Annotated in this window: 11 protein-coding genes; 2 read left to right on the forward strand and 9 right to left on the reverse strand. The window is 57.8% G+C overall.

Features of this window, described 5'->3' with window-relative positions:
• Positions 1-8: 8 nt before the first annotated feature.
• The gene (locus AC1RM7_RS17330) at positions 9-1,208 is read left to right on the forward strand and encodes an ABC transporter substrate-binding protein (protein WP_492943897.1); all 1,200 of its coding nucleotides are present in this window, start codon (positions 9-11) and stop codon (positions 1,206-1,208) included.
• Positions 1,209-1,221: 13 nt separating this feature from the next.
• Here AC1RM7_RS17330 and AC1RM7_RS17335 read toward each other — a convergent pair whose 3' ends face one another.
• The 7 genes from AC1RM7_RS17335 to AC1RM7_RS17365 form a co-directional block, all read right to left on the reverse strand.
• Positions 1,222-2,277 carry a winged helix-turn-helix transcriptional regulator gene (locus AC1RM7_RS17335; RefSeq protein ID WP_492839121.1) on the reverse strand — a complete coding sequence of 352 codons (1,056 nt, stop codon included), beginning with the start codon at positions 2,275-2,277 and terminating at the stop codon, positions 1,222-1,224.
• A 128-nt stretch (positions 2,278-2,405) separates the two neighbouring features.
• Positions 2,406-3,164 (reverse strand): 2-amino-5-chloromuconate deaminase CnbZ, encoded by a 759-nt coding sequence (cnbZ, locus tag AC1RM7_RS17340; RefSeq protein WP_492839119.1) that lies wholly within the window; start codon positions 3,162-3,164, stop codon positions 2,406-2,408.
• 50 nt (positions 3,165-3,214) lie between these two features.
• Positions 3,215-3,949: an ABC transporter ATP-binding protein gene (locus AC1RM7_RS17345; protein ID WP_006019510.1), complete on the reverse strand. Its 735-nt coding sequence runs from the start codon at positions 3,947-3,949 to the stop codon at positions 3,215-3,217.
• A complete protein-coding gene (locus tag AC1RM7_RS17350) occupies positions 3,942-4,691 on the reverse strand; it encodes an ABC transporter ATP-binding protein (protein ID WP_006019509.1) in 750 nt (249 codons plus the stop codon). Before AC1RM7_RS17350 ends, AC1RM7_RS17345 begins: the two co-directional genes overlap by 8 nt.
• The gene (locus AC1RM7_RS17355; protein ID WP_006019508.1) at positions 4,684-5,619 is read right to left on the reverse strand and encodes a branched-chain amino acid ABC transporter permease; all 936 of its coding nucleotides are present in this window, start codon (positions 5,617-5,619) and stop codon (positions 4,684-4,686) included. The genes AC1RM7_RS17350 and AC1RM7_RS17355 overlap by 8 nt, the downstream gene beginning before the upstream one ends.
• Positions 5,616-6,482 carry a branched-chain amino acid ABC transporter permease gene (locus tag AC1RM7_RS17360; RefSeq protein ID WP_492839116.1) on the reverse strand — a complete coding sequence of 289 codons (867 nt, stop codon included), beginning with the start codon at positions 6,480-6,482 and terminating at the stop codon, positions 5,616-5,618. The genes AC1RM7_RS17355 and AC1RM7_RS17360 overlap by 4 nt, the downstream gene beginning before the upstream one ends.
• A 27-nt stretch (positions 6,483-6,509) precedes the next feature.
• Positions 6,510-7,721: an amino acid ABC transporter substrate-binding protein gene (locus tag AC1RM7_RS17365; protein WP_492839114.1), complete on the reverse strand. Its 1,212-nt coding sequence runs from the start codon at positions 7,719-7,721 to the stop codon at positions 6,510-6,512.
• A gap of 27 nt (positions 7,722-7,748) precedes the next feature.
• Here AC1RM7_RS17365 and AC1RM7_RS17370 point away from each other — a divergent pair, with 27 nt between their 5' ends.
• Positions 7,749-8,792 (forward strand): LysR family transcriptional regulator, encoded by a 1,044-nt coding sequence (locus AC1RM7_RS17370; protein WP_492839112.1) that lies wholly within the window; start codon positions 7,749-7,751, stop codon positions 8,790-8,792.
• On the opposite strand, the gene AC1RM7_RS17375 is transcribed toward AC1RM7_RS17370, so the two are convergent.
• A complete protein-coding gene (locus AC1RM7_RS17375) occupies positions 8,789-11,959 on the reverse strand; it encodes an efflux RND transporter permease subunit (protein ID WP_492839110.1) in 3,171 nt (1,056 codons plus the stop codon). The two genes, AC1RM7_RS17370 and AC1RM7_RS17375, sit on opposite strands and share 4 nt — an antisense overlap.
• Positions 11,956-13,146 carry an efflux RND transporter periplasmic adaptor subunit gene (locus tag AC1RM7_RS17380; RefSeq protein ID WP_492839331.1) on the reverse strand — a complete coding sequence of 397 codons (1,191 nt, stop codon included), beginning with the start codon at positions 13,144-13,146 and terminating at the stop codon, positions 11,956-11,958. Before AC1RM7_RS17380 ends, AC1RM7_RS17375 begins: the two co-directional genes overlap by 4 nt.
• Positions 13,147-13,333: the final 187 nt, after the last annotated feature.

Genomic DNA, 13,333 nt, shown 5'->3' on the forward strand with positions numbered 1-13,333 from the left:
GAGTGGCAATGATACTCGCTGTTGGCATTGGACTGGCGAGTCCGGCATATGCGCAGACGGCAAAGATCTCGGACGACGTGGTCAAGATCGGTGTAATGACCGATATGTCGGGGCAATTTTCTCACGAGTCCGGCGAAGGATCGGTCACCGCGGTCAAGATGGCCGTCGAGGATTTTGGCGGATCAGTACTTGGCAAGCCCATTGAAGTGATCGTCGCCGATCACCAGAACCGCAACGAGGTGGCGATTGCCAAGGCGCGCGAGTGGTACGACGTCACCAAAGTCGACCTGATTGCCAACCTGATCAACTCATCAATCGCATTGGCAGTCACCAACGTCGCACAGGAGAAAAACCGCATCGCCATCGTCAACGGGTCCGGCTCATCACGACTGACAAACGATTCCTGCACCCCAAACAGCATCCATTATGCTTACGATACCTATGCGCTGGCCCAAGGCACCGGAAAGGCACTTATCAAGGAAGGCTTGAATACTTGGTATTTCCTCACAGCGGACTATGCGTTTGGACATGCGCTTGAGAGCGACACGGCGAACGTGGTGAAGGCGAACGGCGGCACGGTCGTTGGATCGATCCGCTACCCCATCGATACTGCCGATCACTCGTCCTTTTTGCTTCAGGCACAGGCCTCAAAATCCAAGGTTGTTGCTGTTGCCGGCTCCGGAACAACGTTCATCAACGCTGTCAAGTCGGCGAAGGATTTCGGTCTCACCGACGGCGGAAAGCAAACCATTGCCGGGTTGCTGGTCTGGATCACCGATATCGACTCAATGGGTCTGTCGACTGCACAGGGTCTCCTCTTGACGAATGCGTTCTATTGGGATCGAGACGAGGAAACCCGCGCATTCTCCAAGCGATTCTTCGCGAAGATGAAGCGCATGCCGCACATGGGCGATGCCGGCGATTACTCGTCCACAATGCACTACCTGAACGCAATCAAGGCGGCCGGCACCGACGACGCCAAAACCGTGATGGCAAAAATGCGCGAGATGCCGGTGAATGACTTCTTCGCCAAGAATGGCCGTGTTCGCGAGGACGGCCGGTTCGTACATGACATGTACGTTTACGAGGTCAAGAAACCCTCGGAATCCAAATATGCGTGGGACTACTACAAACTTCACGCGGTCGTTCCGGGCGATGAGGCATTCCGCCCGCTGTCGGAAAGCAAGTGCCCGCTGATCAAGAAGTAAGCCGTAACACCGATCAGACGCGGCCGGGCACCGCCCGGCCGCTTTTTGTGCCGCCAAACTTGTCGGGATTGTAGCGCATGCGATACCTCATCGACGTCGCGTGAATTGGTTCACCGCAGCGATTGCAGATTACCGTCGGCGTAAAATCCTTCCCGCAATCCAGGTGCCTGAGGATGAGCGGAGGCTTCCCTTCCGCGCGCCATTTGTCGCCCCAGGCCATCATCATGATCAATGGCCCATACAGGTCCATCCCCATCGGAGTCAGCAGATACTCGAATCTCTCGGGTAACGACTGATACTTCCGCTTCTTGAAAACCCCGCGTTCGACAAGCCGCGCGAGACGGTCGGTGAGGATATTTGAGGCAATATTTAGCTCCACCTGGAGCTTGTCGAAACGTCTGGCGCCAAAGAACGCTTCTCGAATAACCAGAAAACTCCATCTGTCGCCGATGACTTCAAGCGCCCGCGACACCGAGCTTGGGCGTCCGCGCATGAAATCATCGGCGGTTCGGCGCGAGCGCCGCGACGGCTCGATCGGTGTTTTCCCCGCCCCCGGCCCGTCGCGGTAGCTGACCTTTCGCGCGACTACATGCTGATGGCAGCACGAGCACGAGACGAACGGCTTGCTGACGCAATTGCAGCCCTCGTGAATAAGCTGAAGCGGCGCTCCCTTCGGATCAGCCAGCCACCGGTCACCGAATTGCATAAGAGCCATGAAGGTGGGGTAGAGATCGATACCCGACTTCGTCAGCTTGTATTCAACGCGGCTCGATGTTTCGGAATAGCTGATCTCCCGAAATATTCCCTCGCGGGTCAAGCGGCGTAGACGATCCGTCAGGGTTGCTCTGGAAATTTCGAGAGCCGAGCGAAATTCCTCAAACCGCCGAGCTCCGAAAAACCCCTCACGGATAACGAGAAACGCCCACGCATCCGAAAGAATACCGACCGTCCGGGCGACGGAACAGTTCCGTTCGGTCAACACCGGCGGGTTCTGAATAATACGAACAGATGGCGTGTCTTTACCGGCTTTGGGTCGCCTTCCCTGCTTTGTCGCAGCCGCCAGCCGCATAATTCTATCCCGAGCCTAAATCTGATCGCTGGATTCCGGCATGACTCACGCGTATGAGCCGCCACTCTCGAAGAGTTTGACGGTATCCGAACGCATTCGTCAAGGTCGGTGGGTGAGCGACGCCAGACTCAGACTTCGATCACACGCTCCGTGTGCACGCGGCGGCAATCCATTTCGTATTCGAGATCCTGCACCGGCGGCCGATTCAGATGCCAGGTAAGCCCCTGCCGGAAAATGCCGCGCTTTCCGAGTTCACTTTCAATGAACGGAAAGATGTCGTGAACGGTATAGAGTTGCGTTGCAGTCACCTGATTCCAGTCCCCGCTGAACGCACTCATGCGCCGCTCCATCTCTCCCAGAACCCACTTTGCTTTTTCCAGCATTGCTGCTGGTGAAGTATCGCCGAGCCGGACGGCATGATCGCGATAACTCCCTTTTCCTTCCGGCGCTTCACCACTACCCGCGATCACAAACGACGTCGGCGCTCCCGCCGCAACCACCGTATATGAAAAAGCGTGAAAGCCCGGTTCCGACGGAGGAGTTATCTTTGGACATACGTTGCTGCGCGCCACGGGATTTGCGGTGCCATCCTGCATCAGCCCCCATGCCTTCAAGGTGCCGGTGTATTCCTCGTTGAACTTGACGAATCCGCTTTCCGTAAAAGGCGCAGGTGAACGCAATTCACATGCCGCGAACGCCGACAACGGGCGGCCCGCTTCCTTAAGAATTTGCGCGATCTTCTCAAATCCCTGCCGCAGCGGCACGGGATTCGCGAACCGCACTCGCTCGAGGGCAAAGCCAGGAAGCGCAGCAACGCCGGCGGAATACTGACTGACACCCGCCATGAAACGATAGCCACCATTCGGCGCTTCAACAGTCTTGATCATATTGCCTCTTCTTGCTTTTCGAGAACGGAATTTTGGTCGGTTGATGAAAGCTATTCTTCAAGAACGCCGAGATAGGCGTCGCGAATAATCGGATCTGCGAGCAATTCCGTGCCCGATCCAGATCTGACAATCCGGCCCATATCCATGACGAACGCGGCATCGCATAAGTCCAGGGCTGTCGTAACATCCTGCTCCACCAACAGGATCGACATGCCTTCAGCATTGAGCGCACGCAGCGCGGCAACAAGCTGCTCGACCAGCAGCGGCGAAAGGCCGAGTGAAAGCTCGTCGATCATTAACAGCTTCGGCGCGCTCATGAGGCCACGCCCGATGGCACACATCTGCTGCTCTCCGCCGGAGAGCGTTGCGGCGGCTTGATTGCGGCGTTCGGACAATTTCGGGAACGTCGTGTAGACCCTGTCAATGTCGCGGCTGATTTCGGCACGCGAAGCTGTTCGCGAATAGGCCCCCATCAAGAGATTGTCTTCGATACTCATCGCGCCGAACAACCGACGCCCCTCGGGCACATGGACGATGCCGCGGGAAAGAATTTTTGCCGCGGTCGCGCCTGCGAGATCTTCGCCATCGGAGCGATAGATACCCGACTGAACAGGAATCAGGCCCGATAGGGCACGCATCAGCGTGGTCTTGCCCGCGCCGTTGGAACCGATCAGCGCGGTGATTTCACCTCTGCGTACCGAAAGGTCGATGCCCCACAGCACCTGAACCTCACCGTAGCCAGCGCGAAGCCCCTGCAATTCGAGAATGGAAGCAATATCAGCCATGGGCGCCAGCTCTCTGGGCATATTGCTGACCGAGATAAGCCTCCACGACAGCAGGGTTTTTGATTACATCGCGCGGCAAACCATCGGCAATCAATCGCCCATTGTGCAGAACAACGATCCGCGTGCACACATTAAGCACGACCTTCATGAGATGTTCGATCATCACGATCGTGATCCCGCTGGCCGCGAGTTCGTGAATAAGCCGGGTCGCACGCTCGACTTCAGCGCTGTTCAACCCGGCGTTGACCTCATCGAGAAACAACAGTTTCGGACGCATCGCAAGCGCCTTTGCCAGTTCCAGGCGTTTGCGCATCGCCAGTGTAAGTGTTGCCGCCGGCTGATCGGACTGTGCTTCGAGACCAACGAAAGCCAGACGTTCCCGGGCTGACTCCCGCGCAGACTTCAGGCTCTCATTCGGCTGCGAAAACAGCGCCGCGGCGGCCACATTGTCGAGGGCCGAGAGCTCGGCGAACGGCTGCACGATTTGAAAGGTACGGGACAGTCCAAGGCGTGCAGACTGATAGGTCTTTACGCGTGTGATGTCCTGACCTGCGAACGTCACCGTGCCCGAACTGGCCGGCGTGACGCCGGTCACCACATTGACGAGTGTGGTCTTCCCGGCACCGTTCGGCCCGATCAGACCAAGAACTTCACCCTTGGCGATACTGAGCGATACGTCGCTGAGCGCCTTCAGGCCACTGAAGTGACGGGAAACAGATTTTAGCTTGAGGATTTCAGACACGCTTCGGCCTCCAAGCAAGAAGTCGATCGCGCAACGACATCAAGCCATGTGGCAGGAACAGCAGAAGCGCCACAATGAGAACGCCCAGCACACCGCTATGGATCTGGATGTAGTTGCGCCAGACCACCTCTTCCAGTCCGAGATAGACCAGCGCGCCGACAACCACTCCAAGCGGCGAGCCAAGCCCGCCAATCAGCGCCATCACGATTGGCTTGACCGAGTAAAGAATGTCGAACACATCGGATGGATCGATGTAGTGAACCCACGCGGCGTAGATGCCACCCGCCGCGCTGACAAAACATGCCGACAGGCCGAATGCGATGCTCTTGTAGAGCGTGGCATTGAGCCCGATCATGTTTGCGGCGGTCTCATTCTGGCGGATGCAGGCCAGCCCGAAACCGAGCTTCGATCCGGCAACAACCATGACCATAACAGCCGTCCCGAGCAGCAGCGCCCACATCGCATAAAAGAAGAATGTCGCATCCGACAGCACGCCAGCGGCAGACGTCAGCGGAATGTTCAGGCCCATGCCCCCGCCCGTCAGATCGGTGGCGTTGTTGACGAGTTCGCGAAACACTTCGATCAGCGAGAGGCTGGCGATGGCGAAGTAATGCCCGCGCAAGCGCAACAGCGCAGCCCCAAGCAAACCCGCAAGAACGAATGACGCGACCCATGCGGCAGCGACGGCGACGCCAAGAGGCACGCCACGTGACATAAGCACACCAGTTGTGTACGCGCCGAGCCCAAAGAATGCCGCTGTCGCAAACGAAGGATAGCCCGCGAACCCGCCGACAATATTCCATGACAACGCAAGGATCGCATACATGCATGCGATCGTGCCAAGCCTCAGCGCATACGCCCCGCCGAACAGCGGCAGCGCGGCGATGCAAGCCACCAGTACAAGCAGAATCAGATTCGATCGGGTCATTCGAAGCCCTTTCGGCCAAGCAGACCCTGAGGGCGGACGATCAGGAAAATGATGAGCAGCACAAACGACAGCGTCGTCGCATGCGCCGGGCCAATTAGGGTGGCGCCGATGCCTTCGATCAGCGCCAGCAGAATCCCTCCTGCCAGCGCGCCTGACACACTGCCGAGGCCACCGAGCACGCAGACAACGAACGCCTTTCCGAGATAGGCCGTTGAGGTCAGCGGTGAGATCGGGAAAATCAGCGCCATAAGCACGCCGGCACACCCGGCCAGCGCTGCACCCAGACCGAACGCTATTGCATAGATCGAATTGACATCGACGCCCATCAGCGTCGCTGCGTCGCGATCTAGTCTCACCGCAACAATGGCTCGCCCCACCCGCAGCCGGCGCAGGATGAGATAGAGCACGCCGGTCAGTGCCAGCGCGGACGCCGTTGCAATCAGCCGATCGACCGGAACGACGACGTCGAACAGCGAGATAGATCCCATTGGCGGCGTCAGCGTCAGCTTCCGGTAATCAGCCTTGAAATAGTAGATCATCGCATTGTTGAGGATCAGATCGAGGCCGAAGGTCAGCGTCAGCGTCACCAGCACCGGAGCGGTGATGACACGGTTGAGAATAAGACGCTGAATGACGTAGCCGAACGCAAAGAATAACGGCGCCGCGATCGCCAGTGCGTACCACGGCGAGATGTGAAGCGACTGATAAAGTCCCCAGGCCAGATAAGCGCCGAGAACGATAAACGAGCCATGGATGAGGTTGATGACGTTCAGAACGCCCCAAACCAGCGAGAAGCCAATCGCAATACATGCGTAAAGGCAGCCCAGCACTAAAGCATTGATCAGAACCTGGGCCGCCAGCATGTGGTGTCCTCGCCTCCCCGCGGTCGATCAGTTAACGCCGAGCTTGAATTCGCCCTGCTTGATCAGCGCGGGAGAGAGGACCACGGGCTTGCCGCCCTGAAGCTGGAATACTGGCGGCTCCAGTGAATTGATTTGCCCGGTCGGCCCGAACTTCACCGGCCCGAAGAACGTCATCACGTCCATGTTGGCGAGTTCATCGCGCACCTTGTCCTTGTCCAGCGATCCGGCTTTCTCGATCGCCATCTGAAACAACGCACCCGACACGGAAGCCGAAGCCTGCGCGTAATCAGGTTCGGATTTGTACTTGTCCTTGAATAGCTTCACGTAGTTCGCGGTGGTGCCGAAAATGTCCTTGCCAGCATACTGCGCGGCAGGATGCCACCAGGCAGCGCTGGTGATGTTCTCGCCGCCTGCACCCGCGGCATCAATGAACTCCTGGTAGGCCGGGCCCGCGATCATCGAAACCACCGTGGCCTTGATCTGCTGGTCAGCCATCTGCTTCTTCACCAGCAACAGGTCATTGATGTAGCCGGTCACGAAAATCCACTGTGGCGCCAGCGACTTGATCTGCGACAGCGTCGCTGAGTGATCGAGCGTTCCGATCGCATACTTCTCGAAATACACGACTTCGAGACCATTGCCCTTTGCAGACTTCTCCATCTCCTGCGCAATGGCGAGCGGGAACAGATCATTTCGCGCCAGAATCGCGACCTTCTTCACATCCGGCGCCTTCGCCTTGACCATCTGCGTGAGTGGCGTAGTCAGCGTATCGTTCGGCGTGAAAGTCCCGAACAGGTACTTGTAACCCTGGTCGTAGACCTGAGACGACGATGCGGTCGCTGCGATAGTCGGCACCTTGTACTTCTCGGAAACGCTGCTGCCGGCCTTTGCCGCACCAGATCCGAATGGCCCAAACAGGAAGTTGACGTTGTTCTGAGTGATCATCTGCTCGGTGGTCTGCACCGCACGCGGCGTATTCGACTGGTAGTCGGCGTAGACGATCTCGACCTTGTACTTCTTGCCACCCACCGAAATTCCACCTGCCTTGTTGGCCTGCTCGGCCCACAAGTCATAGCCCTGCTGCTGCTTGATGGCCTCGGGCGCGAGGGGCCCAGTTAGCGGAAGCGGCGCGCCGAAGCGGATGACGTCCTGTGCCGACACCACCGAGGCGGACAATCCCAAGGCAGCAACAACCAAGAATGAATTCAAACCACGTGAGACGAGCCGGGAGCGAGCCATCCAGATTCTCCATCAGGGACCGAAGGTGTGACTTGGTTGAAATCTTGGCAAAATAAGGGATCGAATAAAAGCATTGAAATTCGAAGCAAGCGGTCTGAATATTCGAACACTATGCACCGCCTGCCCGATTTCATGCATCCCTCCACCCAAACGATCGGCCTGCAAAACATGATCGAATCCACCGCTATCAGGTATTTTCGCGAGGTCACGGAGCGCGGCTCGATCAAACGCGCAGCAGAATCTCTTCGCATTGCACCAAGCGCGATCAGCCGACAGGTCCAGGGGCTTGAAGACGAACTCTCGGTCAAATTGTTCGAACGCGGTGCACGGGGAATGAATCTGACCAATGCCGGCCACCTGCTCTATCGCTATGCACAAGAGAGCCAGGCGAAACTGGATCGTGTCCGTGCCCAGGTTGAGGAGTTTGATTCGCTGCAGCGCGGGCACGTCAAGCTCGCAACCGTCGAGGGACTGCTGGCAAGCTTCGTGTCGGATTTTGTGGTCGACCTTTCGAGAGACTATCCCGGCATTTCAATCGCGGTGACCACCGTGGGATCACGCGGTGTGGCCGAAATGGTCGGACGGCACGAGGTCGATCTCGGGCTGGTCTTCGGTCGCGCACCCCGACGCGATCTGATCGAACTGGCCCGCATGCGGCAATCGCTATGCCTGATGGTCGCGCCGCATCATGCGATGGCCGGCAAGGACCACTGTACCATCAAGGAACTGGCTGGACTTCGTGTCATTTTGCCTGATCCATCGTTTGGCATTCGCCAGGAAATCGATCGCGCCTGCGCAAAGGCAAACGTTGAACTCGATCTCTACAGCGAAACCAACTCCATCGCGTTCGCACGAACGATGGCTGCCAAGACCGGTCTCGGGACTTTCCTGCCGCGGAACGCGGCTATGCCTGAACTGGTCTCCGGCACCTTGGTCGCGATCCCGCTGCGCGATAAGCGGCTGGAGGCAACGCAGGTGACGCTCGTGCAACTCGCAGCCCGCAACACCACGCCTTCCAGTCTCCGCGTCGCGGAGTTGCTCGTCGATAGAATGAAGCAGCAGACGGACTAGCCTGGAACGCTTTCCGTGGTCCTCGGCTCCATTACGACACTGCCCCGGAACAGCCTGCGCACCAAGATGTAGAATATCGGCGTAAAAACCAGACCGAACAACGTGACGCCAAGCATGCCGAAGAATACAGCCACGCCGACCGCCTGACGCATTTCCGATCCCGATCCCGATGAAATCACCAGCGGGAGCACACCGAGAATGAATGCGAACGAGGTCATCAGGATCGGCCGCAATCGGAGCCGGCACGCTTCAACAACGGCCTCGAGCTGGTTGCGTCCCTCACGTTCGATGTCGCGCGCAAACTCCACGATCAAAATGGCGTTTTTGGCCGCCAGCCCGACCAACACAACGAAACCGATCTGGGTCAGGATATTAATGTCCTGGCCCATAATGCGCACGCCGACGGTTGCGGCAAGCAAGCACATCGGCACAATCAGGATCACAGAAAATGGAAGCGTCCAGCTGCCGTATTGCGCGGCAAGCACGAGATACACAAACAGCACGCAGATCGGAAACACGTAGAGACCTGAGTTTCCACCCTTCACCTGCTGATAGGAAAGATCGGTCCACTCGAACGCGAAGCCGCTCGGTAACGTCTCCTTCGCAAGCTTCTGCATGATGTTGATCGCGGTCGTCGAACTCGTTCCCCGTACCGTATCACCCTGGAGTTCAGCGGCCGGATACAGATTGTAACGTGCGACCCGATCAGGGCCGGCGGTGTCCTTGAAGTTCACGACGCTTCCTAGCAGCACCATGTCGCCCGCCGAATTTCGTGTTTTCAGGCGGGCAAGATCCGACGTTTCCTTGCGGAACGGCAAATCAGCCTGGGCTGTGACGTGATAGGTGCGTCCGAGGATATTGAAGTCGTTCACATAGGACGAGCCGAAATACACCTCAATCGCTTCCGTCACATTCTGGATGGGCACACCAAGCATCTGTGCCTTCTGACGATCGATTTCGACGAAGACCTGCGGAGTATTTGCGGTGAACGGTGAGAACACCGCTGTCAGCCCTGGCTCCTTGCGTGCCGCCGCCACGAGTTCATCGGTTGCCGCCGCCAGCAATTCAGCCCCTCGGCCCTGAATATCCTGGACGCGCATGGAAAATCCGCCGCCGGTGCCAATGCCCGGAACAGCTGGCGGAGGAATAACGATGATAAAAGCACTCTGAATGCTGGACAGCCGTTTGCGCAACTCGGCAGTGATAACGTCCGCCGTGAGTCCCTTCTTCAGCCGAATTTGAGGCTCTTCGAAAACCGGAAATAGAGCCGCGGCATTGCTCGATTGAGTCCGTGTCGCGCCCGACAGACCGGCGAGCGCTGGCACACGAACAACGCCGGGCGTATCGAGTGCTATTTTTTCAATCTGACGAACAACTTCGGTGGTGCGAGCCAATGAGGCGGCCCCCGGGAGTTGCACCGCGACAATCACATATCCGCGATCCTGCGCCGGGATAAAGCCCTGTGGTGTACTGACAAGCAGCCACCCCGCAGAAGCAATCAAGGCAACATACACAAGCAGCATCACAACGGAATGCCGAATAACGAAGTCAGCCAGATGTCCGTAGCTGTGCGACAGCCGATCGAACCCGCGATTGAACACGCCGATCGCGGCTCCCCAGCCCCACGCGACCAGGTTCCAGCTCGCTGGTGGTTTCTTCTCGTGATGCGGCTGCAGGATCAGCGACGCCAGCGCCGGCGACAGCGTTAGGGAACAGAAGCACGAAATCGCCGTGGCGACAGCTATGGTGACGGCGAACTGCTGAAAGAACTGACCGGAGATACCCCCCAGGAATGCGGTAGGCACGAACACCGCACACAGCACCAGCGCAATCGATACCAGTGCACCACCAACCTCCTGCATTGTGAGCAGCGCTGCCTCACGTCTGCTTAAGCCCGCAACCAGATGCCGCTCGACATTTTCAACCACAACGATCGCGTCGTCGACAACAATGCCGACTGCGAGCACAAGCCCGAACAGCGTGAGATTGTTGATCGAAAATCCCAGCGCTGCCATCACCGCAAAGGTGCCAACAAGCGATACCGGGATCGCGATGATGGGAATGATCGCTGGACGCCAGCCTTGCAAGAATACAAGGACGACAATGACCACCAGAACCATCGCCTCGTAAATGGTCTTGATCAGTTCGTGAACCGACTCAGCGATGAACTCGGTCGGATTGTAACCGATGTTGTATTCCAGGCCCTTCGGAAACTCGGTTTTGAGCCGCGCCATCTCGTCAGAGATATTCTTTGCGGTGGCAAGCGCATTCGAGCCGGGGCGCTGGAAAACCAGCATTGCGACAGCTGATTTCCGGAGCAGGAAACCATTGGTCGTTGAGCTCAGCGCACCAAGCTCAATACGCGCGACGTCGCGCAGCCGGACGATGCGACCATCGGCTCCCGCCTTGATCACAATATTCTCGAATTGCTGAGGATCTTTCAGGCGGCCGGTGAAGGTAAGATTCGGCTGAAAAGCGCGATCCGTAATGGGCGGTTCGGCGATCTGACCGCCTGCGATCTGAAGGTTCTGCGCCCGTATAGCGGCAATCACGTCGCCTGCCGTCATACCCAGCGTCGCAATCTTGTCCGGATCGAGCCACAAGCGCATCGAATAATCGCGCGCTCCGAAAATCTGGATATCTCCGATGCCGTCGAGCCTCAGCAACTGGTCGCGCACCTGCCGCAAAGCATAGTTGGAAATATAGAGCTGGTCGTAAGTGTCATCGGGCGACAGCATGAACACGACCATCATGAGGTCGGGGCTATTCTTGCGAGTAACGACACCATTGCGCTGAACTTCCTCTGGCAGGCGAGGCTGTGCTATCGCCACCCGATTCTGAACCAGCACCTGAGCCTTATCCAGATCCGTCCCCAGCTTGAACGTGACGGTGATGTTCAACTGGCCGTTCGATGTCGCCTGACTGTAGAGGTACTCCATATCCTCGACGCCGTTGATCTCCTGTTCGATTGGCGTCGCAACGGTGTCCGACACGGTTTGCGCGGAGGCGCCCGGATACTGCGTGGTGATGACAACCGTTGGCGGCGCCACCTGCGGATATTCCGCCACTGGCAAAGTCGTGTATGCAATCGCACCGATGATAAGCAGCACGATCGACAAAACCATCGCCAGAATCGGCTGGTTTATGGAGAGGCGTCCAAGATTCATGGCTTGGCCCCGCCACTCGCAGCTGGCGGATGCGGCGTAACCTTGGCCCCGATCCTGACGCGCTGAAGTCCGTCGATGACGACCTGGTCGTCGGGCTTCAGACCCTCACGAATAACCCGCAGACCATCATCAAGAGGACCAAGAACGACGGGACGCGCTTCGACAGTATTATCGGCTTTGACGACAAAGACGATCTTGCGCGACTGGTCCGTCGCGATGGCGGTGTCGGGCAGTAGCAACGCTTCATAAGGCGCGCTGCCAAGCACCCGAACGCGCGCAAACTGACCGGGAAGAATTGACAGATCCTGATTCTTAACCAGCCCTCGGCCTCGTAATGTGCCCGTACCGATGTCGAGTCGATTGTCGAGGAAATCAACAAAGCCCTCGTGCGAGGGCTTCGTCTCACCGGAGAGGATCACCTGAACCGGATTGGCTGTGTCGCGCGAACTCGGCCGTTTTCCTTCAAACCACAATCGACTGTTCTTGATGTAAATCGACTCATCCATATCAAAATAGACGTGGATCGGATCGAGCGAGACAATGGACGTCAGCAGCGTCGCACCGCTTTCGCTTCCCTGTACAAGATTACCCACCGTCACAAGGTGGCGACTGACGCGGCCGTCGATCGGGGCGACCACCCTGGTATACTCAACATCAAGAAGCGCTCGCTTTAGAGCACCCTCCGCCTGCATGGTTGCCGCCTGGGCCGCAGACAGCGTCTGGCGACGCTGATCAACAACGCTCTCGGAGACGGCTGAAGTCTTCACCAGCGTTTCAGCTCGCGCCAACTCGCGCTCTGCCAGGTCGACCTTGGCCTTGGCGTCCGCAAGCTGACCACGAGCCTGCTCGGCTGCCGCCTCATACTGCCGTGGATCGATGACATAAAGAAGATCGCCGGTCTTGACGATGGCGCCATCCTTGAAGTCGACGCTCATGACAAAGCCTGTCACACGAGCGCGGACCTGAACCTGCTCAATCGCATCAAAGCGGCCAGTAAACTCGTCCCAGTCCGTCACCGTTCTTTTTGTCGGATTGGCGACCGTGACAGCGGGCGCACTGGCAGCGGGCGCTTGAGCCGGCTTCTCGCAGCCGGCCAGACCGATCCCAATTGCAACGGCGACAAGCGCCAGGAGAGATTTGTTTCGTCCGGAGCTCCAGAAACGATCAGATAACACCTTCGATTGCATCGCTAAGCCCCCGACGTCATTGTCCAAGCACTCGCTCAGTGTTTTCATTCCTGTCGAGCCCCTACGTTAGCCCGCATTTATGGAGACCGCCAGCGCCATGCAAGTCTCCGAGACTTACCCGCAACCAGACAATTCGGTACTTGTACTGGAGAATTCATGGCTATGCATATCTGACCTGACGAGCCAG

The sequence above is a fragment of the Afipia sp. GW822-FHT03D08 genome, assembly GCF_058801645.1.